22 protein-coding genes are annotated in these 23,747 nt (G+C 37.3%); 9 read left to right on the forward strand and 13 right to left on the reverse strand.

Going from position 1 to position 23,747, the window contains the following annotated elements; genetic code table 11:
• Positions 1 to 5: 5 nt before the first annotated feature.
• Positions 6 to 557 carry an NAD(P)H nitroreductase gene (locus BTA34_RS08995; protein WP_151435354.1) on the reverse strand — a complete coding sequence of 184 codons (552 nt, stop codon included), beginning with the start codon at positions 555 to 557 and terminating at the stop codon, positions 6 to 8.
• A 545-nt stretch (positions 558 to 1,102) separates the two neighbouring features.
• Here BTA34_RS08995 and sppA point away from each other — a divergent pair.
• From sppA to pncA, 3 genes are all read left to right on the forward strand, one after another.
• The gene (gene sppA, locus BTA34_RS09000; RefSeq protein WP_151435355.1) at positions 1,103 to 2,959 is read left to right on the forward strand and encodes a signal peptide peptidase SppA; all 1,857 of its coding nucleotides are present in this window, start codon (positions 1,103 to 1,105) and stop codon (positions 2,957 to 2,959) included.
• Between the two features lie 245 nt (positions 2,960 to 3,204).
• Positions 3,205 to 4,227, forward strand: a complete 1,023-nt coding sequence (gene ansA, locus BTA34_RS09005) for an asparaginase (RefSeq protein ID WP_151435356.1) — start codon at positions 3,205 to 3,207, stop codon at positions 4,225 to 4,227.
• A gap of 22 nt (positions 4,228 to 4,249) precedes the next feature.
• Positions 4,250 to 4,894 (forward strand): bifunctional nicotinamidase/pyrazinamidase, encoded by a 645-nt coding sequence (gene pncA, locus BTA34_RS09010; RefSeq protein ID WP_151435357.1) that lies wholly within the window; start codon positions 4,250 to 4,252, stop codon positions 4,892 to 4,894.
• A gap of 106 nt (positions 4,895 to 5,000) precedes the next feature.
• Here pncA and BTA34_RS09015 read toward each other — a convergent pair whose 3' ends face one another.
• Positions 5,001 to 5,282, reverse strand: coding sequence for a YeaC family protein (locus tag BTA34_RS09015; RefSeq protein ID WP_100160296.1), 282 nt, complete (start codon positions 5,280 to 5,282; stop codon positions 5,001 to 5,003).
• Positions 5,283 to 5,363: 81 nt separating this feature from the next.
• Positions 5,364 to 5,801, reverse strand: coding sequence for a peptide-methionine (R)-S-oxide reductase MsrB (msrB, locus tag BTA34_RS09020; protein ID WP_109372090.1), 438 nt, complete (start codon positions 5,799 to 5,801; stop codon positions 5,364 to 5,366).
• A gap of 343 nt (positions 5,802 to 6,144) precedes the next feature.
• On the opposite strand from msrB, the gene gapA reads away from it, so the two are divergent.
• On the forward strand, positions 6,145 to 7,140 hold the full coding sequence (gene gapA / locus BTA34_RS09025) for a glyceraldehyde-3-phosphate dehydrogenase (RefSeq protein ID WP_023581959.1): 996 nt from the start codon (positions 6,145 to 6,147) through the stop codon (positions 7,138 to 7,140).
• A 114-nt stretch (positions 7,141 to 7,254) separates the two neighbouring features.
• Entirely contained in the window at positions 7,255 to 8,139 is an 885-nt protein-coding gene (locus tag BTA34_RS09030) for a D-hexose-6-phosphate mutarotase (protein WP_151435358.1), read from the forward strand.
• Positions 8,140 to 8,257: 118 nt separating this feature from the next.
• Here the strand turns inward: BTA34_RS09030 and BTA34_RS09035 are convergent, their stop codons facing one another.
• From BTA34_RS09035 to fadR, 5 genes are all read right to left on the reverse strand, one after another.
• Positions 8,258 to 9,010 carry a MipA/OmpV family protein gene (locus tag BTA34_RS09035; protein ID WP_151435359.1) on the reverse strand — a complete coding sequence of 251 codons (753 nt, stop codon included), beginning with the start codon at positions 9,008 to 9,010 and terminating at the stop codon, positions 8,258 to 8,260.
• 94 nt (positions 9,011 to 9,104) lie between these two features.
• Positions 9,105 to 11,408, reverse strand: a complete 2,304-nt coding sequence (gene hypF, locus BTA34_RS09040) for a carbamoyltransferase HypF (protein ID WP_151435360.1) — start codon at positions 11,406 to 11,408, stop codon at positions 9,105 to 9,107.
• A gap of 49 nt (positions 11,409 to 11,457) precedes the next feature.
• Complete coding sequence (gene alr / locus BTA34_RS09045) at positions 11,458 to 12,570, reverse strand: alanine racemase (RefSeq protein WP_151435361.1); 1,113 nt, start codon at positions 12,568 to 12,570, stop codon at positions 11,458 to 11,460.
• Between the two features lie 13 nt (positions 12,571 to 12,583).
• Positions 12,584 to 13,888, reverse strand: a complete 1,305-nt coding sequence (locus tag BTA34_RS09050) for a D-amino acid dehydrogenase (protein WP_075673884.1) — start codon at positions 13,886 to 13,888, stop codon at positions 12,584 to 12,586.
• 474 nt (positions 13,889 to 14,362) lie between these two features.
• Entirely contained in the window at positions 14,363 to 15,082 is a 720-nt protein-coding gene (gene fadR, locus BTA34_RS09055; protein ID WP_151435362.1) for a fatty acid metabolism transcriptional regulator FadR, read from the reverse strand.
• 233 nt (positions 15,083 to 15,315) lie between these two features.
• Between fadR and nhaB the strand changes: the two genes are divergently transcribed.
• Positions 15,316 to 16,860, forward strand: coding sequence for a sodium/proton antiporter NhaB (nhaB, locus tag BTA34_RS09060; RefSeq protein ID WP_151435363.1), 1,545 nt, complete (start codon positions 15,316 to 15,318; stop codon positions 16,858 to 16,860).
• Positions 16,861 to 17,038: 178 nt separating this feature from the next.
• A complete protein-coding gene (dsbB, locus tag BTA34_RS09065; RefSeq protein ID WP_036912828.1) occupies positions 17,039 to 17,563 on the forward strand; it encodes a disulfide bond formation protein DsbB in 525 nt (174 codons plus the stop codon).
• Positions 17,564 to 17,647: 84 nt separating this feature from the next.
• Here the strand turns inward: dsbB and BTA34_RS09070 are convergent, their stop codons facing one another.
• The 5 genes from BTA34_RS09070 to BTA34_RS09090 form a co-directional block, all read right to left on the reverse strand.
• Positions 17,648 to 17,971 carry a DUF333 domain-containing protein gene (locus tag BTA34_RS09070; protein WP_151435364.1) on the reverse strand — a complete coding sequence of 108 codons (324 nt, stop codon included), beginning with the start codon at positions 17,969 to 17,971 and terminating at the stop codon, positions 17,648 to 17,650.
• Between the two features lie 33 nt (positions 17,972 to 18,004).
• A complete protein-coding gene (locus BTA34_RS09075; RefSeq protein ID WP_098942546.1) occupies positions 18,005 to 18,337 on the reverse strand; it encodes an SMR family transporter in 333 nt (110 codons plus the stop codon).
• A 134-nt stretch (positions 18,338 to 18,471) separates the two neighbouring features.
• The gene (locus BTA34_RS09080) at positions 18,472 to 19,701 is read right to left on the reverse strand and encodes a sugar transporter (RefSeq protein ID WP_151435365.1); all 1,230 of its coding nucleotides are present in this window, start codon (positions 19,699 to 19,701) and stop codon (positions 18,472 to 18,474) included.
• Positions 19,702 to 20,160: 459 nt separating this feature from the next.
• A complete protein-coding gene (locus BTA34_RS09085; protein ID WP_151435366.1) occupies positions 20,161 to 20,580 on the reverse strand; it encodes a hypothetical protein in 420 nt (139 codons plus the stop codon).
• Positions 20,581 to 20,810: 230 nt separating this feature from the next.
• Positions 20,811 to 21,596: a class I SAM-dependent methyltransferase gene (locus BTA34_RS09090; RefSeq protein ID WP_265576311.1), complete on the reverse strand. Its 786-nt coding sequence runs from the start codon at positions 21,594 to 21,596 to the stop codon at positions 20,811 to 20,813.
• Positions 21,597 to 21,884: 288 nt separating this feature from the next.
• Between BTA34_RS09090 and BTA34_RS09095 the strand changes: the two genes are divergently transcribed.
• Together BTA34_RS09095 and BTA34_RS09100 are read left to right on the forward strand one after the other, a co-directional pair.
• Positions 21,885 to 22,256, forward strand: coding sequence for a DUF305 domain-containing protein (locus BTA34_RS09095; RefSeq protein ID WP_151435367.1), 372 nt, complete (start codon positions 21,885 to 21,887; stop codon positions 22,254 to 22,256).
• Positions 22,257 to 22,577: 321 nt separating this feature from the next.
• Positions 22,578 to 23,609: a glycosyltransferase family 9 protein gene (locus tag BTA34_RS09100; protein ID WP_151435368.1), complete on the forward strand. Its 1,032-nt coding sequence runs from the start codon at positions 22,578 to 22,580 to the stop codon at positions 23,607 to 23,609.
• Positions 23,610 to 23,747: the final 138 nt, after the last annotated feature.

Below are 23,747 nucleotides of genomic sequence, written 5' to 3' on the forward strand. Positions count from 1 at the left end.
CCTTTTTAAAAATAAGTCACAAAATCAGTTAAGTCAGCAGGAGAAACCGTCATTGGCGCTTTCAGAGCTGGCGTGCCTAAATAAAGGAAACCAATAATCTGGTCGTGTTCACCACAGCCAAGCCCTTCTCTTACAACCGCATCATGAGTCCAAGAACCTGAACGCCAAATTCCCCCAAATCCTTGAGCAACAGCGGCCATTTGCATTGCTTGTACGCAACAACCGGCTGCAACAACTTGTTCCCATTCAGGAACTTTAGGATGATCTTTCACTTGCGCAATAACAGTGATGATCAATGGGGCGCGAAAAGGTGCATTTTTTGCTTTTTCTTCAACTTCTGGCCCTAAATTACCTACAACTGCCGCTTTATGAAGTAATTGGCTAAAACGTTCAATACCTTCATTTTGCATCACAACGAAATGCCACGGCTTAAGCGCACCATGATCAGGCGCACGCATACCGGCTTGTAAAATAGCATTGAGGGCTTCATTATCGGGGGCTGGAGTAGTCAGTCGAGAAGCTGAACGGCGGTTCAAAAGCAGTGTTAATGCATCCATTTTTATTCTCCTGTCAGCATTTTATTTTAGCAAGATCCCATTCTTATGGGGATGGACAGTTCTTATCAATTCGCAGTATAACAAACTGTTATATTACCACCATCCGCAAATTTAGGCGGGAATTTTTCTAAAAATCAGCTGTGTGGTTATTTAATCGTAATTTATTGTTCATAAAATGATTAATCTTAGCTTACTCAGTTAATTTACGCTGATTTTGATCCTATTTTTCTTTTTAACTCGACAATTTTCTATATTACTTTAATGCCTGTTTGTATGAATTTATTGAGCTATTTTTACAAAAGATAAATATTGGCTTAATAACACCTTAAGTAAAAAGTTATCATTCGTGGTTTCCTAAAAATCAATGACAGACATTCAATAAGAGCTATATTAGAATATTCTTTCATTGTTATTGTTATTCTCTCTATTGCTAACAACATTTTTTGTTTTAATAGTATGAGATTATGTGAATGTAGCCTGCTTACCAGTAATTCTAGCATGACTGTTTAGGATTAAATTTTAGCTTTACATGATGTGGAGATAATATGAATAAAATTATGGAGTTAATCGGCGCAATATTAAAATTCAGTTGGCAAGCCGTTAACTTTATCAGGAAATTAATCTTAAACGTTATTTTCTTTTTCCTTCTCTTTCTGGTCATTGGTATTTTCTTAATTAGCAAAGAAGCACAAAAACCGATGGATTATGAAGGCGCACTTCTTGTTGATCTTAAAGGTGTGATTGTTGACCAAACTGCAACCCAAAATCCTTTAGGAGAAGTTGGACGGGAGCTTTTAGGCGTTTCGAGTAGCCAGCTTCAAGAAAATTCATTATTTGAAGTCGTTGATACACTACGCCTTGCCGCTCAAGATCCGAAAATTAAAGGTATGGTGCTTAAACTTGATGAATTTGCAGGTGCAGATCAGCCTTCGCTAAATTATATTGGTAAAGCACTTAGTGAATTTAAAAAGACAGGTAAACCCATTTTTGCAGTGAGTGGCTATTACAGTCAGCCACAATATTATCTCGCTTCTTATGCAGATAAAATTTATCTCACACCTCAAGGTGCAGTAGGTATTTATGGTTTTGGCTTTCAAAATCTCTATTACAAAACACTGTTAGAAAATTTAAAAGTAAGTACTCATATTTTCCGCGTAGGAACGTATAAATCTGCGGTAGAGCCGTTAATGCGTAATGACATGTCTGCGGAATCTCGAGAAGCTTCATTACGTTTAGTTAATGCACTGTGGTCTACTTATTTAACCCAAGTAGCAGAAAACCGTAGCATTACCACAGAAGATGTTTTCCCGGGTGCAAAAGAGATGATTGCACAGCTACGCAATGCAGATGGGGATAACGCAACTTATGCGCTAAATCGTAAATTAGTGGATTCTGTAAGCTCATACGCTCAATTTGAAGCTGATATGACAGAAGCCTTTCAGTGGGATAAAGAGAGCAACCAATTTAACAATATCAGCATTTATGATTATGCCGATACGTTAACTTCATCATTACCTGCAAACGATGAAGGTAATATTGCCGTAGTCGTTGTTCAAGGTGCCATTATTGACGGTGAAAGCATTCCTGGCTCTGCGGGCGGTGCCACTATTGCAAATCAAATTCGCCAAGCACGTTTAGATCCTAATATCCGAGCGCTTGTATTACGTGTAAATAGCCCCGGCGGAAGTGTTTCAGCATCAGAACAAATTCGTAGTGAAGTTGAAGCCTTTAAACAACAGAAAAAACATGTGGTTGTCTCAATGGGAGGATTAGCTGCATCGGGGGGATATTGGATCTCCACACCTGCAAATAAGATTATTGCTAGTCCTTCAACATTAACGGGTTCTATTGGTATTTTCGGTGTTATTAATACCTTTGAAAATAGCCTAGAGTCTATTGGTGTTTATACCGATGGTGTTACAACTTCACCTTTAGCAGGATTATCTGTCACCAATAAGTTACCTGAAGAATTTGCCGAGCTTTTACAATTAAATATCGAGAGTGGCTATAAAACATTTATTAATTTAGTTGCGGAATCTCGGAAGAAAACACCGGCACAAGTCGATCGTATTGCACAAGGTCGTGTATGGGTAGGAATAGATGCAAAAAATGTAGGCTTAGTCGATGAGTTTGGTGATTTTGATGACGCTATTGATGCTGTTGCTAAAATGGCAAAAATTAAAGAGCCAGTTATTGATTGGATGAAGCCAGAATTAAGTCTCTCTGAACAAATAATCATGAGCTTATCAAATAATGCAAAAGCCATTATCCCTGATCCATTACAAGCTTATTTACCAGCCCCTATTTTAAGAGAAGTAAAATCACAAACAGAGTTTTACCGCAATATGAATGATCCGCTAAACCGTTATACGTATTGCTTATCTTGTGGTGATATTCAATAACCGTTTCTGTCTCAACACCTGCTCTTTCAGGGCAGGTGTTTTTCTCTTTTTTTACTGACTTTATTTGGCATAATATACTAACGATTATTTTTTACTCATTCTTATCAATCCTATTTTTAACACAATGATTTAAAGCAGATATTCATTCATCTCTATTTTCTTTTTTTAGCATCCTTTCCTTTTTTTATTCTGTAAACTCCCTATAATCAGGTATTTCTCACAGCCTAATAAGAGTGTTTTGTCTGATGCAAAAGAAATCAATCTACGTTGTATACACGGGTGGTACTATTGGTATGCAACATTCTGAACACGGCTATATTCCTGTATCAGGGCATTTGCAACGTCAATTAGCCAAAATGCCAGAGTTCCATCGCGAAGAAATGCCTGATTTCACAATCAAAGAGCACCTTCCACTGATCGACTCTTCAAATATTACCCCTGAAGATTGGCAATCCATCGCTGATGATATTAGTGAAAATTATCACAACTATGATGGATTCGTTATTCTTCATGGTACTGATACCATGGCATTTACCGCTTCTGCACTCTCTTTTATGTTTGAGAATCTTAGCAAGCCGATTATCGTTACTGGCTCTCAAATTCCCTTAGAAGCCTTACGGTCTGATGGGCAAACAAACCTATTAAATGCGCTTTATCTCGCCGCACATCATCCAATTAATGAAGTAGCGCTATTTTTCAATAACACGCTGTATCGCGGAAACCGCACCGTAAAAGCACATGCTGATGGCTTTAATGCCTTTGCATCACCGAATAGCGCGCCACTGTTAGAAGCGGGAATTAATATTAAACAATTTAAAATTAATTCCTTTCCAAAAAGAAATGGTGAATTTACTGCACATAATATTACGCCTCAGCCTATCGGTGTTGTTACAATTTATCCGGGTCTTTCCGATGAAATCGTTAAAAATATCCTGATGCAACCTGTGAAAGCCTTAATATTGCGCTCTTATGGTGTCGGTAATGCACCCTCACACCCTGCACTACTTTCGACCCTACGTGAAGCAACAGAGCGTGGTATTGTTGTTATCAACCTGACACAATGTATTTCTGGCCGAGTCAATATGGAAGGTTATGCAACAGGTCAAGCATTAGCGGAAGTGGGTGTGATCAGTGGCTTTGATATGACATTTGAAGCAACATTAACTAAGCTGCATTATCTCCTTAGCCAACAATATAATTACACTGAAATTTGCCGACTAATGCAACAAAACCTACGTGGTGAAATGACATTAGACGATAACGACTAAGTTTAATCTAAAGGTAAAAGTGGTGAAAAATTCTGCACTGTTATTGGTTGATATACAAAACGATTTTTGTACAGGTGGTGCATTAGCTGTTAATGAAAGTGACATAGTTATACAAACAGCCAACCAACTTATTCATAGTTTCAAGCAATCTAAAAATCCGATTATTGCCAGCTTAGACTGGCATCCAGCCGATCATCTTAGCTTTGCTGAAAATTCAGGCACTGTTGTGGGAGAGATCGGCACACTAAATGGCTTACCACAAGTTTGGTGGCCAGTACATTGTGTACAAAATTCTTATGGCGCTGCATTTCATCCTGAATTAAACCAAGCACTCATTAATCATATTATTTACAAAGGGCAAAACCACCTTATTGATAGTTATAGTGCTTTTTTTGATAACGACCATGAATACCAAACAGGCTTGCATACACTTTTACAAACATTAAATATAAAACATCTTTATATTTTAGGAATTGCTACAGATTACTGTGTCAAATTTACAGTGCTAGATGCATTGTTATTAGGATATCAGGTTTCAGTTGTTACAGACGGTTGCCGCGGTGTCAATATTCAAGATGACGATAGCGAAAAAGCATTAGAAGAAATGAGAGCAAAAGGCGCAGCGTTAATTGATTCAGCACATTGGCTTAATCGTAACAATCAATAGGTTCGTTATTTCCCTTATCTTTATAAAATGGAAAAGAGGCTATTTTAACCTGTTCGGTTAATAAATAGCCCCTTTTTATATTTATTCTATCCATTCAACACAGGTTTTATTCATCATCCATCGGCGTTAACGTTGCTAAACGTTCAGATTGAAACTGAGCTTTTAATTCTTGTTTGCTCTTCATGGTAATTTGTCCATTAGTGCCTACTGTCATATGCTCAGGTGTGTGGTTATTTTTCGCCTGCCATAATAAAACAATCTGCATGCAATGTTCTTTTTGCTCATCAGTCAATGCAACGCCATCAGGCCATTTGCCTAGTTCAACTGCCGTTGATATACGCTGGTAAATTTCAGGGGTCACCATCGAAATAAGTTCATTAACTTCCATTGATTGCTCCATAAGCTAAATAATCATTTGAAATGGCTGAATCGTTTTTTCAGTTGTTATTATTTTGTTAATTTAACAAGATTAACCGGCTTGTTTTTCGCCTGTTTCACTATTCGTAAATGAAAGAGAAGCTGAATTAACACAATAACGCTCCCCTGTTGGAGCTGGGCCATCATTAAAAACATGCCCTAAATGTGCATCACATTGCTGACAACGGATTTCAGTTCTTTTCATATTATGAGAAAAATCATCAATATAGCGAATCGCATTATCACTAACAGGTTGATAAAAGCTTGGCCAACCACATCCTGCATCAAATTTTGTATCTGAATAAAACAGAGGAGCAGAACAACATAAACAGTGATAAATCCCTGTTTGACGATTGTGTAATAATTTACCACTAAACGGAGGTTCTGTACCTTGTTGTTGCGTCACATAACGTTGCATTTCGTTGAGTGTTGATAAATCAAGGTGATTGTTATTACTTGAAATATTCACTTTCTTTTCATTATCTGCCATATCGACCTCTTGCCCAGAAAAATGCTTTTTAAAACAACAGTGAATGATAACAAAGATTTAACAACAAATCTGGAAAATATAGTCTAAAATCATCAAGAGTAATCTTTAGTTTTTGAAATGTGATGAATTTCACATAACGGAGCAAAGGTAACTTCATTTATCGGCGTTGATCCCGATAATACACAGCGTAACATTTAGCTAAAACGACCAATCTTTAAGCGAAAAGTGTTTTTTTAATTGATTTTTTGCAATTATTGACACGATTCCGCTTGACGATTGGCGCGGTTTTGGTAACTTTAGAAGCAACTTTTTAATTCACTAAATTAAAGCTGGTGGAATACATATGACTATCAAAGTAGGTATTAATGGTTTTGGTCGTATCGGCCGCATCGTTTTCCGTGCTGCTCAAGAACGTTCAGATATCGAAATCGTAGGTATTAACGATCTGTTAGACGCAGACTACATGGCATACATGCTGAAATACGATTCAACTCATGGCCGTTTCAACGGTACTGTTGAAGTAAAAGATGGCCACCTCGTTGTTAATGGTAAAACCATCCGCGTAACTTCAGAAAGAGATCCAGCAAATCTGAAATGGAACGAAGTCGGTGCTGACGTTGTTGCAGAAGCAACTGGTCTGTTCTTAACAGACGAAACTGCTCGTAAACACATCCAAGCTGGTGCGAAAAAAGTTGTTCTGACTGGTCCTTCAAAAGACAGCACCCCAATGTTCGTTATGGGCGTAAACCATAAATCATACGCAGGTCAAGATATCGTTTCTAACGCATCTTGTACTACTAACTGCTTAGCGCCTTTAGCTAAAGTTATCAACGACAACTTCGGTATCGTTGAAGGTCTGATGACTACTGTTCACGCAACAACTGCAACTCAACGTACTGTTGATGGTCCATCTGCAAAAGACTGGCGTGGTGGTCGTGGTGCTTCTCAAAACATCATCCCATCATCAACTGGTGCTGCTAAAGCTGTAGGTAAAGTTATCCCTGAACTGAACGGCAAACTGACTGGTATGTCTTTCCGTGTTCCTACTCCTAACGTTTCTGTTGTTGACCTGACTGCACGTCTGGAAAAACCAGCAACTTACGCTCAAATCTGTGACGCTATCAAAGCAGCAGCTGAAGGCGAACTGAAAGGCGTTCTGGGCTACACTGAAGATGCAGTTGTTTCAACTGACTTCAACGGCGAAGTTCTGACTTCAGTATTTGATGCTAAAGCAGGTATCGCACTGAACGACAACTTTGTTAAATTAGTTGCTTGGTACGACAACGAAGTTGGTTATTCAAACAAAGTTCTGGATCTGATTTCTCATATCTCTAAATAATTAGAGTTTAGAAAGTCACGATTTCTTTTAGAGCCACCTTTTCGGTGGCTCTTTTATTTTCTAGCCAGTCAGTTTATTGTATTGAAATAGTCAGTGACATAAGGTCATAAGATAATGAATGAGAAAATTTTTTCTTTGCCGATTATTGAACAAATATCACCTTACTTAAGTCGTCGGCAATTAGGTGAACTTCCTATCCTTGTTATTTCGCATCCTAAAGTACGCGCAGCTATCAGCCTTCAAGGCGCACATTTAATTGCTTGGCAACCCGCGCAAGAGCATCCTGTATTTTGGGTAAGCGAAGCCTCTCTCTTCACTCCTGGTGTTGCCATTCGTGGCGGTATTCCTATTTGCTGGCCTTGGTTTGCTTCAGCGGGTACACCAAGCCATGGATTTGCGCGAATTCTTCCTTGGGAATTTAGCGCCCATACAGAGCAAGAGGATGGCGTGCTCATTACCATGACACTAAAAGAGAGCCAACAGACACAAAAATATTGGCCTCATGAGTTTACTGTTATTGCACGCTTTAAATTAGGCGCAACCTGTGAGGTTGAATTAGAATCTTACGGTGATTATGAAGCGACGGCTGCCCTTCACTCTTATTTTAATGTGAGTGATATTGATAATGTCTCTGTAACCGGCTTAGGAGGCCACTACATTGACACAGTGGCAGATAAAGAGGTTTACACTGATGAAACCTCATTACGCTTCAATGGACGCACTGACAGGCTTTATACAGAGCCTGACGATTTTAATCTTATTCATGATGATGGCTGGGATCGCACCATTGAGGTTCATCATTACCATCATAGTGATGTGGTATGTTGGAACCCCGGCGCAGAGCTTGCAAGTTCAATGAAAGATATGAGCGCAGGTGGTTATCGTAAAATGGCTTGCGTAGAAACCGCTCGTATCCACCGGCCACTAAAACCAGATAACGTTCATCCCGGTCGCTTATCTCTAGTCGTTCGTGTTCGTAAAAATATTGCCGAAAAATAAATTATTCGAAAAATAAAGTATTACTGATCTCTTGCGCAATAAAAAAAGCTTCGAGTTTTTGAATCGAAGCTTTTTTATCATTGCTGAACTTACTAAATTCTAGTTAGAACCGAGCTAATTAGAATGTGTAAGTCACACCTGTCCACACAATCGCAGTAACAGATTTATTTACCATTGGGCTGTCTTTCACTTCACTTGGCAAATGGTCAACTCGTCCCATCGCAAAGAAATTCCAGTTTTCAGCAAACTTATAGTTCGCTGATAGCTCTACATACGGTCTCCAACTATCATTTGGCGTATATTCTGCTAAACCACTGCGTTGTGATTCTGCGTGGCTAATTCCATAAGCATAACGGTTTTGTTTTTTGTTTTCCCAAACAATACCTGCGCCTGGTTGTAAAGACCAATTACCAAATTCGAAAGGATATAAATAAGCAGCGTCAGCGATAATACCGTTACTTTTACCTAGCATATCACCAGAAACGATCGCTCTTAAGCTACCCCATGATTCGTGGTGTTTATAAGTAAAGCCACCCATCATTGTGTCACGGCGACGATTCAGTTTTTTCATTTGTTCATCGTCACTATCGCTTGGTTTAAAGGCTTGTGGATAGTAGTGTAAATCAACTGAAAGTTTATCTTTCGGTGTATTCCACAGGTAATATCCTGCTGCTAACGTTGCGAAATAGAAATTTTCTGATTGATAGTTAACTTGTGGTACTGGTAATAAATAATCTTTTGATTTCGCTCCTTTATAAGGAGTGACTTGTGCTAAAACCGAACCACCAATTGACCATTCTCCAGCAAATGCTGCTGGCGTACTTAATCCTGCAATAACGGCCAAAGAAATGATAATCTTCTTATTACTCACGATGATTTTCCATATTGTCATTAATAAAGTAGCAACCAAAAAACTATTTCAGTCACAATTAACTAAAACTGGCATTATTTTACCTACAATTATTCTATTTTTGCATTAAATGTGTAGCAATCAGTGCTTGTCCTAATGCAATACCACCATCACCGGCAGGTAACATCATAGGTATTAATACTTTTTTATTGTTTAATTTTTTCTTAAACAGCTGTTTGAGTAGCGTGTTATTTAACACTCCTCCCGTAAGTACAATGGTATCAATCTGATGTTCATCCGCACATTGCAATGCAATTTCGCTTAAACTTTCAGCTAATAAATAATGAAATAACCACGCTTTTTCACTGACATTAAGATCAACACCTTCCCATTGCGTCCAAAAAATAGATAGATCAAGCAAGTTATTTTTTACAGGCATCAAATGCCCATATTGCTTAATGATTTCTGTTTTTTTATCTTGATGGCACTGTAATGCTGCTGTTTGTAAGTAACATGCAGCCTCACCTTCCCAACTTATTTCTTTAGGCGCTAATCCTAATGATGCTGAAACTGCATCAAAAAACCGCCCACAAGAAGAAGCTTTAGGCGAATTTAAACCACGTTCTACTGCCTTACTCAATATTTGCAGATCATGACGAGGTATGATTTGGGCAATAACACTACCTTGCCAATCTTTAGAAAAAGTAGCTAAATGTGCGAACCAGTTTCGCCAAGGTTGAATAGAAGCAAGATTGCCTCCGGGCATAGCAACCGCAGGAAGCCCCCCAATTCGTTCTGATTTCTGATAATCCACCAGCAAACATTCCCCACCCCATAAATTCCCGTCTTGCCCATAACCTAATCCATCAAGAGCAATACCAACAACCGCACCTTGTTGATGTGTATGACCATGTTCAGCAAGGCAAGAAACAATATGTGCATGGTGATGAGAGACTTCAATAACAGGAATATTTTGCTCTTGAGCAAACTGCTTACCCAATTGATGACTGATGTAGTTAGGATGCGCATCTATTGCAATGGCTTTAGGGGTGAAACGGTAAATCTGCTGGAAAAGAGCCAACGATTTTACCAACTGTTGTCGTACGCTTAAATCATCGAGATCACCTAAATGTGGCCCCATAATGGCTTGGTGCTGACGTAATAAGCAAAATACATTTTTAAGATCGCCCCCCATAGCAAGTACTGAGGGTTGTGCCTCAAAATCATCAGGTAATGAAATCGCATCTGGGACATAACCACGAGAGCGTCTGATCATAATGCTCCGATTACCCTCAATACGAACTAATGAATCATCTGCCCTTTGTATGATTTCTCTATTATGCATTAAGAATAAATCTGCAATATCTTTCAGTTGCATTAAAGCATCTTCGTTACTTAATGCGGGTGTATGACCTGATGCATTTCCTGATGTCATAACAAGAGGAATATTCGTACCTCGTGCTAATAAATGTTGCAGTGGATTGGCGGGTAACATAACACCAATCTCAGTTAATCCCGGCGCAATAAGCTCTGCCAGTTTAGGGGCAACGGTTTTAGGGACTAATACAATTGGGGCAGCAGTGCTTTGCAATGTTTGAATAGCTGTTGGAAGAAAATCTGGATCTTGCTTATCTGCTTTAATTTGATCGATTCCTGTGATCATCACAGCTAATGGCTTCGCAGGTCGGTACTTACGTTCGCGTAATAATGCAACGCTCTCATTATTACGTGCATCACACACTAAATGAAAACCACCAATACCTTTAACTGCAACAATTTTTCCAGCAAGTAATGCTTCACAAGCTTGAGTTAATGCAAGCTCTTTTGTTGCTAACGCTTTACCCTGATTATCGGCAAGCCAGATATGAGGTCCACATACAGGACAGGCATTAGGCTGAGCATGAAATCGCCTATCTGCGGGATCTTCATATTCATGTTTACATTCAGGGCAGAATGGAAATTCAGACATTGAAGTAAAAGGCCTGTCATAAGGCATTTTTTTTATGATAGTAAAACGAGGACCGCAATGGGTGCAGTTAATAAAAGGATAATGATAACGACGATTTTGTGGATCAAATAATTCATCAATACAGGCTTGGCAAGTTGTTGCATCAGGAACAACTTGTGTATCCATTTCGCCACCACCACTTTTTACAATAATAAAATCAGTAGGTAGCTGTTCCCATTGATAAGGTGATTCTTCTATACGTTCAATGCGTGCTAATGGTGGGCATTCTGCTTTTAATGCTTCGATAAAGAGTGCATTTTTAGGTGAAGGCATTAAATGCACTAATACCCCCAAACTATCATTGCTCACTTGCCCTAATAAACCAAAACGATGGGCTAATTGCCAAACAAATGGGCGAAAGCCAACGCCTTGAACCTTTCCTTTCACACGCAATGCAATGCCGTTACTCATAGGATCACCAAATCAAAATAAATTTAAGCTTATTCTAGTTTAGTGATTATCAACAACTTTCATTTAGATCAGAAAAAGTGGAATTAGGTAAATTTATCATCACTTCGACAGTAACTCTTGGTGCTATTGCACACAGTAATTCGTAACCAATAGTGCCACATGCAGTTGCAACATCATCAACAGGGAGTTCTTCTCCCCATAATTCAACCGGGCTACCGTAATTAACATCAGGAAAATCGGTCACATCAATGGTTAGCATATCCATAGAAATACGCCCAACCAATTGTGTTTTATGCCCATTAACCATAACAGGTGTACCGTCTGGTGCATGTCTTGGATAGCCATCAGCATAACCACAGGCAACAACACCGACCCGCATATCTCGCTCAGCGGTATATCGGCTACCATAACCTATCTGCTCGCCTTTTTTGACTTGTTGAATAGCTAATATTTCACTATTAAATGTCATTACGGGTTGTAAATTGAAATCAGCAATATCTTGCCAAACACCCGAAGGCGAAACACCATATAAAATAATGCCTGGGCGTACCCAATCTTGATAAGTTTCAGGATCAAATAACGTTGCGGCTGAATTTGCCAAACACCGAGGCAATTCACTTACCATTGTCTGATTAATGACAGCCTTTTGTGCATTCATGTTCAACCCAGTATCTGCATTAGCAAAATGCGACATTTGGATAATAGACCCAATGTTATTGATACTTTTCGCACGATTAATCGCTTGTTGATAAGCATCAGGACGATAACCTAAACGGTTCATTCCACTATTAAGCTTAAGATAAATATTGATAGGTCTTTCTAATTGGGCTTTTTCTATAGCATCAAATTGCCAATCTGAATGCACTGCGGTGGTCAGTGAATAACGTTCGAGTAAATAGACATCTTCTGGTTTAAAAAAACCTTCGAGTAAAAGGATGGGGCCAACCCATCCTTGCTCTCTTAACATGATGGCTTTATCTAACTCAATTAATGCAAAACCATCCGTATGACTTAATGCCGGCCAAACACAGGATAATCCATGCCCATAAGCATCTGCTTTTACAACAGACCACACTTTGCTGCCTTTGACTCTCTCTTTAATAACAGACAGATTATGGCTTAATGCATCGAGGTTAATAGTTACTTTTGTGGGTCTGGACATGGTTTTTCCTCAATTAATAAGCTGCATCAAGTTTTTGCCCCGGTAAGAGCAATTTAGTATTAAAGCCATCGATATACCGAAATACAGATAAATCATCAGCGGCAATAGCAGGTTTATTCCCTGAAATTAAGTCAGCCAATAATTGTCCAGAGCCACATGCCATTGTCCAACCTAATGTGCCGTGCCCTGTATTTAATGATAAATTGCGATAAGCCGTAGGCCCTACAATCGGTGTACCATCAGGCGTCATAGGTCTTAGACCTGTCCAAAAAGTGGCTTTCTCAATATCACCACCACCTTGATAGAGATCTTGTACAACCATTTTTAATGTTTCACAGCGTGATTTTAAAATATCCAGATTAAAACCAACGACTTCTGCCATTCCACCGACACGAATTCGCTCATCAAAACGCGTTACCGCGATTTTATAAGTTTCATCTAAAATAGTGGATGTGGGCGCTCTTGAAGCGTCAATAATCGGCATCGTAAGTGAATAACCTTTAAGAGGATAAACTGGAATGGCGACTTTATTTTTCAAAAACGCTGTTGAATAAGAACCCATGGCAACAACATAGTGATCGGCTGTTAATAATCCATCATGACATTGAACGCCCGCTACTTTATCACCATCAAATAACAAATGTTTGATTTCTTTGTTAAATAAGAACGTAACACCGGCATCTTCTGCCATTTTAGCGAGTTTTTTCGTGAAAGTTTGGCAATCACCCGTTTCATCATTTGGTAAGCGTAAGCCACCTGTCAATTTGTGACTAACATGCTCAAGTGCAGGCTCTGCTAATTTTAGTTGATCCGCAGTTAACAATTCATAAGCGACGCCCTCTTGCTTTAATACAGCAATATCATTGGCCGCATTATCAAATTGCTTTTGATCACGGAAAAGTTGTAGAGTGCCGCCTTGGCGACCTTCGTATTCAATACCGGTGTCTTGGCGTAACTGACGAATGCAATCACGGCTATATTCGGCAATACGTACCATACGGCTTTTATTCATAGTGTAATGTGACGCATCACAATTACGTAACATTTGCCACATCCAACGTAATTGGAAAAGTGAGCCATCGGGTTTAATCGCTAATGGTGCGTGCTTTTGAAACATCCATTTAACTGCTTTTAATGGAATACCCGGCGCGCCCCAAGGCGTTGCATATCCCGGAGATATTTGACCGGCATTACCTGCGCTCGTCTCTTCGGCTGCACTATTTTGTCTATCAACAACAATGACTTCATGACCTTGTTGCACAAGATACCACGCACTCGTTACACCAATAACGCCGCCACCTAAGATGATCACTTTCATGGCAAGACTCCAATAATTTACATTGATATAACATAAGAATAATATTCTATACACAAAAAGCCAATATAGAATAATCATCTAAGCTAATAAAAAGACAGATTTTAGAGTTAAGTCACATTTGATTGTTATTCGACAGATGATTTTCAAAAAAAATCATTAAATTAACTAGTTAAATCAATGATATATTATTCTTACTGTAAATTATAAAACTATTGATTAGTAAATTATTTTAAATTGAAGAGAGTTTAAGGCTTAAGGAAGGAAATTTAGTGCTTTATTAAAATCTAAAAATTAGATCATTTAAAGATGATAACTCTTAAATTAACTCACTTTGGTTACTCTTTTTACTAAAAATAACCTATTTAAAGCATTGCCTAAAAAATGACACTTGGGGCTTTTTAAAAACATAAAAAACCAGTATCACAAATTATATGAATACTGGTTTTTTCTATTGTGATAAAGCAGCAAACGTAATTAGCGTTTTACTTCTTCTAAATCACTCGGTAATGGTGACTGTAAACTTTGCCAGATAATACCACTGTCTTTACCATATTGGCGGACACATTCCATAACATGCTCGACATCTTTTTGCTCACATAAGGCAGCCAGTTTTTTATAGAATGCTAACGCGAGTTCTTTGGCTTGAATATTTGAGAAATAATAACGACCGACGCGCGTATAAAGCCCTTTTAAGCCGTTTAAGATAAGACCATAAATTGGGTTACCTGATGCAAACGCCAATCCACGGAAAATGTTGTAATCCAGTTCACTAAACTCATCAGCGCTATTTTCAGTGGTAAGCTCATGATTTAAAACTTCAATACATTTTTCAGGGCCATTTCTAAATGCGGTACGAATAAAAATAGCTGAAATATTGGTTCTGACAGCCAATAAGTTATCGATTAATTGTGGTACTCGATCATGATCAAGGCGAGCGACTGTTTCAAGGATATTAAGACCTGATGTTTCCCAGAAATTGTTTACCTTCGTTGGCTTTCCGTGTTGAATAGTTAACCAACCATCACGAGCAAGGCGTTGTAACACTTCTCTTAATGTGGTTCTTGTAACACCAATTAATTCAGATAGCTCACGTTCCGCTGGAAGAATAGATCCAGGAGGAAAACGATTATTCCAGATACTTTCAACAATATACTCTTCCGCAAAACCTGCGGGGCTTTGAGCCTTAATAACCATATTTTTATTTCTTCCGAAGCGATTTTTCTGCTAATAATGGAAAAGATAATATCAGAATGCGTAATTTTGATATAGCTCAACCATCATTAAATAGTGAATGGCATCATAAAACGTGATGTAGTTTCATCAATTTATTATTACTAGCGCGCTTAATTTCACAGCAATTAGCGCGTACTATGGTTAGATTGCGCATTGTTGCGCTTAAAATCTCTATTTGGAGGATGAAAAACCTAATGGATATGAGTATAAGACAAGCACTACTAAAGAACTTTATGGGGAATTCCCCAGATTGGTATAAGCTTGCTATTCTTACTTTTTTAATTATCAACCCACTGCTTTTTTTCTTTGTTGACCCTTTTGTCGCCGGTTGGCTATTAGTTGTAGAATTTATTTTTACACTGGCTATGGCGCTAAAGTGTTACCCGCTACAACCCGGAGGATTACTTGCTATTGAGGCCGTCATCATTGGAATGACTAGCCCAAAACAGATTGGTCATGAAATTGCCAACAACCTTGAAGTGATTTTGCTTCTTGTCTTTATGGTTGCGGGTATCTATTTTATGAAGCAATTGTTACTGTTTGCTTTTACAAAATTATTGTTATCTATTCGTTCTAAACGGATGTTATCTATTGCTTTTTGCTTTGCAAGTGCATTTTTATCTGCCTTTTTAGATGCTTTAACCGTTATCGCGGTTGTGATCAGTGTTTCTCTCGGTTTCTACTCTATTTATCATAATTTCGCATCTAACCAATCAGGTGCAGAATTAAGTAATGATGGGTTTATTGATACCGCAGAAAAAAAACAAACTTTAGAACAATTCCGTGCTTTTTTACGTAGCTTAATGATGCATGCTGGTGTTGGTACTGCATTAGGTGGCGTAATGACCATGGTGGGTGAACCACAAAACCTTATTATTGCAAAACATTTAGAGTGGGATTTTGTGACCTTCTTTATCAGAATGTCACCTGTCACTATTCCTGTTTTCTTTGCGGGCCTTGCAGTGTGCTACCTTGTAGAACGCTTTAAGCTCTTTGGTTATGGTGCTGAATTACCTGATTTAGTTCGTAAAGTTCTCACTGAATACGACAAGAAAAACAGTGAAAAACGCACTTCTCAAGAAAAAGCACAATTGATGATCCAAGCATTAATTGGTATTTGGTTGATTGTTGCTTTAGCACTCCATTTAGCAGAAGTCGGTATTATCGGTTTATCTGTTATTATTCTTGCCACTGCATTTTGTGGAGTCACAGAAGAACATGCTCTTGGTAAAGCATTTGAAGAGGCCTTGCCTTTCACTGCGTTATTGACTGTTTTCTTCTCTATTGTTGCTGTTATTATCGATCAACAATTATTTGCACCTATTATTCAGTTTGTTCTTCAAGCTTCAGAATCCTCGCAACTGTCTCTTTTTTACCTCTTTAATGGTCTACTATCTGCTATTTCAGATAACGTGTTTGTGGGTACGGTTTATATCAGTGAAGCTTTAACCGCATTGCAAGATGGATTAATTAGCCAATCACAATATGAACATATTGGTGTTGCTATTAATACAGGTACAAACTTACCTTCTGTTGCGACACCAAATGGGCAAGCTGCATTCCTGTTCTTATTAACATCAGCATTATCACCACTCATCCGTTTATCATATGGCCGCATGGTGATAATGGCACTGCCATATACAATTGTAATGACATTACTTGGTTTACTGGCTGTTGAATTTTGGCTTGTTCCTGCAACACACTGGTTTTATGAAATTGGTTTAGTTGCTATTCCATAACAATAGAACCACAGTTACACCACATAAATAGGGCTTTTATTTGATAAAAGCCCTATTTTTTTCATTAAAATAAGCTCGAATGTAAATATTTGTGAAATAACAGGTTTTAACTTTTTTTGCGCTTGATTTTTAGGCAGAATAAGCACTTATTTTATTTAATATTTAAATGGATATTATTATGCTGACTTCTCTTCGTCACTGGTCACAAAGCCGTTTTTCATGGCTGTTGCTTGCATTAACAGCAATAGGTCTTGAAGGTGCCGCATTGTATTTTCAGTACGGAATGGAATTAATGCCTTGTGTAATGTGCGTCTATCAACGTATTGCGGTATTAGGGATCTTAGTCGCTGCATTGATTGGGGCATCTGCACCTAAAATGGCTCTTATGCGTATGGCAGGCGGTTTTTTATGGATTTATTCCGCATACCGGGGAATTGAACTCTCTTGGGAACATACACAACTTATTCTGAATCCATCACCTTTTGCAACCTGTGACTTTTTTGTCACTTTACCTTCTTGGTTTGCTCTGCAAGATTGGTTCCCTGCTGTATTCCAAGCAACCGGTGATTGTTCTGTCAGCCAATGGCAATTCTTAACTTTAGAAATGCCACAATGGATGCTTATTATTTTCTCTGCTTATTTTGTTGTAGGTTTATTAGTATTAATGAGCCAAATAACAAGTTCTTTTAAAACAAAAGAATAAAAAAGAAAATAGCCTTTAGCGATAAACTAAAGGCTATTTTTATAATAAAGATATGGTCATTAAACACTCAACCCAAAATAAGCTTTAACCTGGAATACAAGCCCCTTCAATTAAAGCTTGTTCACTACAACGCTTGCCATTAGCAAATTGACACACTGGTGTCTGCCCTCCATGTAATTCATAGTTTAGCGAAGGCACACCACCTGAAAAAACACAGGTTGCCTTGGCTGATTCTTCTAAGGGAATATCAAGGCTGGTTGTCGGTATTGTTCGACTTTTGCTAACCATTTGTGTAGATGAATTTTGTGTAGGTGAATATTGTGTCTGCGCTGAATTACTGCATCCTGCAATAAAAGCAAAGCTAGTTAACATAAATAGATAATAAGCTGTTTTAAATTTCTTTTGCATCAAAGACACCCTAATTTCTTCCAGTTATTCCTATTAGTGTGAAGCACTTTTTGAAAGTAGATTTATAACCAAAACACCAGCAATAATTAAAGCCATACCAACAATGGCAGGTAAATCGAGTTTTTGTTGATAAAGAAACACCGCTGCAACAGAAACTAAAACTATCCCTAATCCACTCCATATTGCATAAGCAATACCTAATGGCATAACTCTTACCACTTGAGAAAGCGCCCAAAAAGAAAGACAGTAACCAATGACGACAACAATAGATGGATATAATCGGCTAAAACCATCAGAAGCTTTCAGCATTGTTGTCGCAATGACTTCAGATATAATTGCCAACATTAAGTAAGTTAATCCATTCATTTTTTCGCCTTAATCCTATACAAAGTCAATTTTGTGAATTCTATCACAAGAGAGATTAAGGATATTCATCTACAACAAATAAAAAAGGCACTCTTCCTATTGAATAAGTGCCTTTATATCGTGGAAATACTTATTTAGTGTTGATGGAGTTGATTCTTTTGGCGTGGTTTCCCCCCCATCGCAACACGGTAACGATTAAAGATAAAACCACACCAAACCGCAGCAATAATACTTAATATTGTTCCCGCATAGCCAAGGTTTGTCATACCAGCATGTAAAATAACTTGATTACCAATCAATGCTCCAGCACCAATACCGATATTAAAAATGCCGGAATAAATAGACATCGCTATATCCGTTGCATCAGGTGCTAAATCAATCACTTTAACCTGCATTCCTAGCCCAATACACATAAATCCAATACCCCAAAATATAATCAGCACAATAAATGCAGTTAAATTCTGGCTACTGACCATTAATAAACTTAAACAAAACGTAAGTAATATTAAGGCTGAAAATAAGAATGAGGTTGGCATTTTGGCGCTATAACGACTAAATAACACGCTACCAATGATACCGGCTCCACCAAAAATCAATAAAACTAACGTAGCAAAATTCTGATCCAGACCTGCAATATCAACGACAAAAGGCTCGATATAACTATACGCTGTAAAATGCGCTGTTACGGCAATAACCGTTAATAGAAAGATCCCCATAAGCGGACCACGCTTTAATAGCATCGGCACACTTTTTAGTGATCCTGAATGCTCACTGGGTAATAAAGGCAAATAGCGCATTAACGCAAACAGGGTAATTAAGGCTAATATCCCAATGCCCATAAATGTTGCACGCCATCCTAACCACTGTCCAACAACACGACCAATAGGTAAACCTAATACTGTTGCAAGTGCTGTTCCTGTTGCTAATAAGCCTAATGCCTGAGCGCGTTTGCCAGCAGGTGCCACTCTAATAGCCAGAGATGCGGTAATAGACCAAAATACTGCATGAGAAAAAGCGACACCAATACGCCCTGCTATCAGTGAGTTAAAATCCCATGCTACACCAGATAAAATATGACTTAAAATAAAGAGCATAAATAAAATAATAAGTAACTTACGTCGCTCAACTTTACTTGTCATTATCATTAAAGGCAGAGACATTAAAGCAACAACCCAAGCATATATTGTGATCATTAAACCTGTTTGAGCTGGGATCATACCGAAGCTTTCAGAAATATCACTTAACAGTGCAACAGGGACAAATTCTGTTGTATTAAAAACGAAAGCCGCGAACGATAATATTATTACCCTGATCCACGCTGTTTGTCGGCTTACTTCATTTACGTTTGATGCTGCGATATTCATAATTAATTGATGTTTTCTTAAATTATACTGATATATATGCCATGCTTTTTATAGAAGCTTTTGTCTGATTTGCTTTCTTAGCTAGTGCTAAAATTGATTTATTAGATTGAAAATAAAAAATAGCATAAATATGAAAATGTGAGTCGTTAGAAACAAAAAATAAACCAAATTATCACCAAATCTCATTGCTAAAGCGAATCAGCTATCAATTTTAGCATATTCATATCGTAATTTTAAATCCCCTTGGCAACTTCTTTTTAACGTTAACATCACCTCTTAATAGTCAGACTGTAAATATAAATGTCCTACCGTTACTTTATGGTAAAGAATAAAAATATGCTCTTTTAAAGAAAAATATATCGCATATTCATTGAATTAAGTTAAGAGATATTAATTTAATAGCTAAAAATAATCTTACAATGGGATAAAAGATAAATAAAAATAGAGAGGATATTGAGATTACTGACTTAAGTCAGTAATAACTTGAAGCGCTTGCTCGCAAGCAATATTTTTCGTAGGTGATGTTGAACCATAAAAAGCATTTTTGATCATTGAAACTTGTTCTTTTGCTGACCGAGGTAGCATTAAATTTCCATTAGAAAGTGCTTTTTCAATATCATTTAGCTTTTCAGCTAGCTGCTGACAGCTGCCATTATTATCTTTAGATTGATAAATAGCCATAAGCGTATCGCGTTTTGCTTTTACGGTAGAAAGAGTTGCATTTACTGTTGAGGAGGAATTTTCAATCACTTCGTGGCTTTCACTCCAAAACTCAGCCGAATTCTCTTTAATGACCGATACAATTAGAATAGCAACAAGAATAGCTAGCATAATAGTCAGCGATAATATCCCTCCTAAAATAATAAGTATCTGTTTCATATTAAACTCCACATATAAATCCTATCTGTTTTAATATTTATTTTTTAATGCTTATTTCTAATATAGATATATAGTTAAAATAAAACAGGTTCAATCTGGATTACGATTCTTTTTATTTTTTACATTTTATTACGGAGGTATACAGTTCTATTTATTCTTATTAATAGAAAAATAAGCACCTAGTTTTACTTAGGTGCCATTAAATGGTATATAAGCTTTTCTTGATAAAATTATTTTTTAGAGCAACACACAATATAATTTAAAACATGCCGATTTTCTCTAAAAAAACGAAACATTGATAAGAAACGTGGTCTATTTTGCTTATTTATCAATCCATTTTTAATTATTTTAGCAGTTCTAAATAAACCTTCATCCCGAATTAAACCAATAGGTGACATTAAACTCATGTTGCCAGATTTTATTTTTACGTCTGAAAAACCAATATTAATAAATAAGTCATGCCACTCTTGCTTAAACATTGGTGCTACATTTGATTTCACTACACCAATTAATTTATCTCTATTAACATCATTATTTTTCTTCATAATATCATGAGTTAATAATAAACCGCCGGGCTTTAAAACACGGTAATACTCTTTTACTAGCTTTGCTTTGGCTTTATCTGCATACATTGTCAACATTGCTTCATTTATAACAATATCAAACGTATTATCAGGGAAAGGCAAAGATAACGCATTGGCTTTTGTTAATTGAATCAAATGTGATAATTGTGCGTTATCAACATTATTTTGCGCATGAGCCAAAGCATCATCATCCATATCGACAGCAATAATATGGCAACCATATTTCTTAGCAATTTCAATTGAAGTTGTCGCCATATTACAAGCAATCTCAAGAACATGGCTTGACGATGTAAAATGTGCGTTATTAATTAACCAATCAGATGCCTCTACACCGCCAGGTCTTAAACGTGTTTTCCCTAAGCTGGCTAAAAAGGTATGCCCTGCTTTTGTGTGTTCTTGAGACATAGACTGCGTTGTAGTTTGATTATCCATATAGCCACCTTAAAGTTGCATTAATAATGCAACTTTACAGTAAAATACATTTAATGGGAATAGTTATCATTATTTTTCTATTTTTTATAAAGAAATTCCGAGTGTATAAAGAGACATTAAATTGAATTTAGCCATATAACCAATTGAAATAAAATGGGTTAAAAAGGCTATTTTGTAATTACGTCATTAAAGGTAAAGAAGATTAAACTTTGAATAACAACATTGACCTTCCCCTAAGGGGAATCTTTAGAGTGATAACAATTTCACGATAAATCAAAGGAAACTGTTATGAAAAAGATTTTACCTACTGCTGTTATTTTAATGAGTGCTATCTCTTTTGGTGCAATGGCAAACAATACACATATGAACATGAATATGGAGACATCTCATAACAGTTCGCCAATGCAAAAAGAACTCAATGATTCCATGAATAAAATGCATGCCGATATGGCAAAAGGAATGAACACCGATAATGCAGATGTCGCTTTTGCTGATGGCATGATTGCCCACCATTTAGGCGCTATTGATATGGCTAAGATTGAGTTGAAATACGGTACTGATCCTGAAATGCGTAAACTCGCTCAAGCTATTATTGATGCCCAAGGCCCAGAAATAGAACAGATGCAAAAATGGTTAGAAAAAAATAAAACCAATAAATAATAAATTTATAAGGCTGTGATTTATTAGGCACAGCCTATCTCATTTTTAATGTTTATTTCCCAAATTTCGAACTAAAGATAAGTCAAATAATTTTCTAATATTCATCTCATACATTATAAATTTGTGAGGAAAAGAAAACGTTAATACAGCATTAGAGCTTATCCTCTTCTCATTCCCCCATCTAAAAAGTAGATTAATTCTCTGATAAAGATGCCTCTACATATCGAATCGTTTATAATCATAAATACACAATATGATTGCTGCTGAAGCCATACTTATCAGCAATGAATTTCTCTCATTCGAATATACATAAATCTAATTATGCCTAAAATATTAATAATACAAAGAGATAACATTGGTGATTTAATACTTACAACACCATTAATTGACTCTCTTGCTCATGAATATAATACAAAAATAGATCTGCTAGTAAACTCTTACAATCAAGCTATTCTAGAAAGTAACCCTTCCGTCGGAAATGTTCATATTTACAGTAAGTTACATCATAAAAAATCAGGGCAATCATCCTTAAAACTTATTCTGAATCGCTTAAAAATTATTTTGGATATGCGTCGTCAGCACTATGATATTGCAATTATTGCTCGTGATCATTGGGCTAAAAGAGCATTACAATGGGCAAAACTATCAGGTGCTAAACGTATTATCGCTATTGGCAATGATGCACCTTCAGCAGTGACAGATCCCATTCCAACACCATCCAATAGAGGTCATGTCGCTGAGTTGTTCTGTCAACTATCCCATCCTCTTGGAATAGAGAGAAAAGCGGGTCCTTTAAAGTTGTATGTCAAAGATGAAGAGATCTCTGCAATTCGTCAACGTATTAAGATAACTGAAAATACTCCTGTTTACGGTTTACAAATCAGTTCACGTAAACCACAACAACGTTGGCAAGCAGAAAAATTTATCGCGTTAGCACACCAATTAACACAATGCGAAAAATGCCACATTCTTCTTTTTTGGTCGCCAGGAAGCAACGACAATAAACAGCACCCTGGTGATGATGAAAAAGCACAGTGTATCCTTGAACAGTGCAAAGATATCCCTATTACGCCAGTACCTACACAAAATCTTAGAGAATTAATGGCGGGTATGTCTTTATGTGATCAGATGCTAACCAGCGATGGTGGTGCATTACATATTTCAGTAGGTGTGGGTGTGCCAACGGTAGCGATGTTTGGTAATAGTGATGCTGATTTTTGGGGGCCATGGCATATTGCCAGTGAAGTACTAAAGGCACCTGAAGATAATGTAGGGCTTCTTACAGTAGACGATGTATTGACCCGTTTTATTACACTAAGAGAGCGGGTTATAGCTTTAGATGCAAAGAATTAATTGCTGATCACTAATAATACAAAACAATATTAAATATAAATCACCCTATTGCTACAACGGATAAGGTGATTTTTTGTTTTACATTCCAACGAGTTGATAAAATTATCTTTAAGTAACAACAAGATAATACATTCAATT

The sequence above is a fragment of the Proteus sp. CD3 genome, from assembly GCF_008808075.1.
GTDB classification, from domain to species: Bacteria; Pseudomonadota; Gammaproteobacteria; order Enterobacterales; family Enterobacteriaceae; genus Proteus; species Proteus appendicitidis.

What these genes read in the sequence shown, in the direction of transcription:
- BTA34_RS09080 (WP_151435365.1), bottom strand. Translation starts at nt 19,701, where the DNA reads ATGAATATCGCAGCATCAAACGTAAATGAAGTAAGCCGACAAACAGCG.
- hypF (WP_151435360.1), bottom strand. Translation starts at nt 11,408, where the DNA reads ATGAGTAACGGCATTGCATTGCGTGTGAAAGGAAAGGTTCAAGGCGTT.
- sppA (WP_151435355.1), top strand. Translation starts at nt 1,103, where the DNA reads ATGAATAAAATTATGGAGTTAATCGGCGCAATATTAAAATTCAGTTGG.
- BTA34_RS09090 (WP_265576311.1), bottom strand. Translation starts at nt 21,596, where the DNA reads ATGGATAATCAAACTACAACGCAGTCTATGTCTCAAGAACACACAAAA.
- ansA (WP_151435356.1), top strand. Translation starts at nt 3,205, where the DNA reads ATGCAAAAGAAATCAATCTACGTTGTATACACGGGTGGTACTATTGGT.
- fadR (WP_151435362.1), bottom strand. Translation starts at nt 15,082, where the DNA reads ATGGTTATTAAGGCTCAAAGCCCCGCAGGTTTTGCGGAAGAGTATATT.
- alr (WP_151435361.1), bottom strand. Translation starts at nt 12,570, where the DNA reads ATGTCCAGACCCACAAAAGTAACTATTAACCTCGATGCATTAAGCCAT.
- BTA34_RS09030 (WP_151435358.1), top strand. Translation starts at nt 7,255, where the DNA reads ATGAATGAGAAAATTTTTTCTTTGCCGATTATTGAACAAATATCACCT.
- dsbB (WP_036912828.1), top strand. Translation starts at nt 17,039, where the DNA reads ATGCTGACTTCTCTTCGTCACTGGTCACAAAGCCGTTTTTCATGGCTG.
- nhaB (WP_151435363.1), top strand. Translation starts at nt 15,316, where the DNA reads ATGGATATGAGTATAAGACAAGCACTACTAAAGAACTTTATGGGGAAT.
- msrB (WP_109372090.1), bottom strand. Translation starts at nt 5,801, where the DNA reads ATGGCAGATAATGAAAAGAAAGTGAATATTTCAAGTAATAACAATCAC.
- BTA34_RS09095 (WP_151435367.1), top strand. Translation starts at nt 21,885, where the DNA reads ATGAAAAAGATTTTACCTACTGCTGTTATTTTAATGAGTGCTATCTCT.
- BTA34_RS09075 (WP_098942546.1), bottom strand. Translation starts at nt 18,337, where the DNA reads ATGAATGGATTAACTTACTTAATGTTGGCAATTATATCTGAAGTCATT.
- BTA34_RS09070 (WP_151435364.1), bottom strand. Translation starts at nt 17,971, where the DNA reads ATGCAAAAGAAATTTAAAACAGCTTATTATCTATTTATGTTAACTAGC.
- BTA34_RS09050 (WP_075673884.1), bottom strand. Translation starts at nt 13,888, where the DNA reads ATGAAAGTGATCATCTTAGGTGGCGGCGTTATTGGTGTAACGAGTGCG.
- BTA34_RS09015 (WP_100160296.1), bottom strand. Translation starts at nt 5,282, where the DNA reads ATGGAAGTTAATGAACTTATTTCGATGGTGACCCCTGAAATTTACCAG.
- BTA34_RS08995 (WP_151435354.1), bottom strand. Translation starts at nt 557, where the DNA reads ATGGATGCATTAACACTGCTTTTGAACCGCCGTTCAGCTTCTCGACTG.
- gapA (WP_023581959.1), top strand. Translation starts at nt 6,145, where the DNA reads ATGACTATCAAAGTAGGTATTAATGGTTTTGGTCGTATCGGCCGCATC.
- BTA34_RS09100 (WP_151435368.1), top strand. Translation starts at nt 22,578, where the DNA reads ATGCCTAAAATATTAATAATACAAAGAGATAACATTGGTGATTTAATA.
- BTA34_RS09085 (WP_151435366.1), bottom strand. Translation starts at nt 20,580, where the DNA reads ATGAAACAGATACTTATTATTTTAGGAGGGATATTATCGCTGACTATT.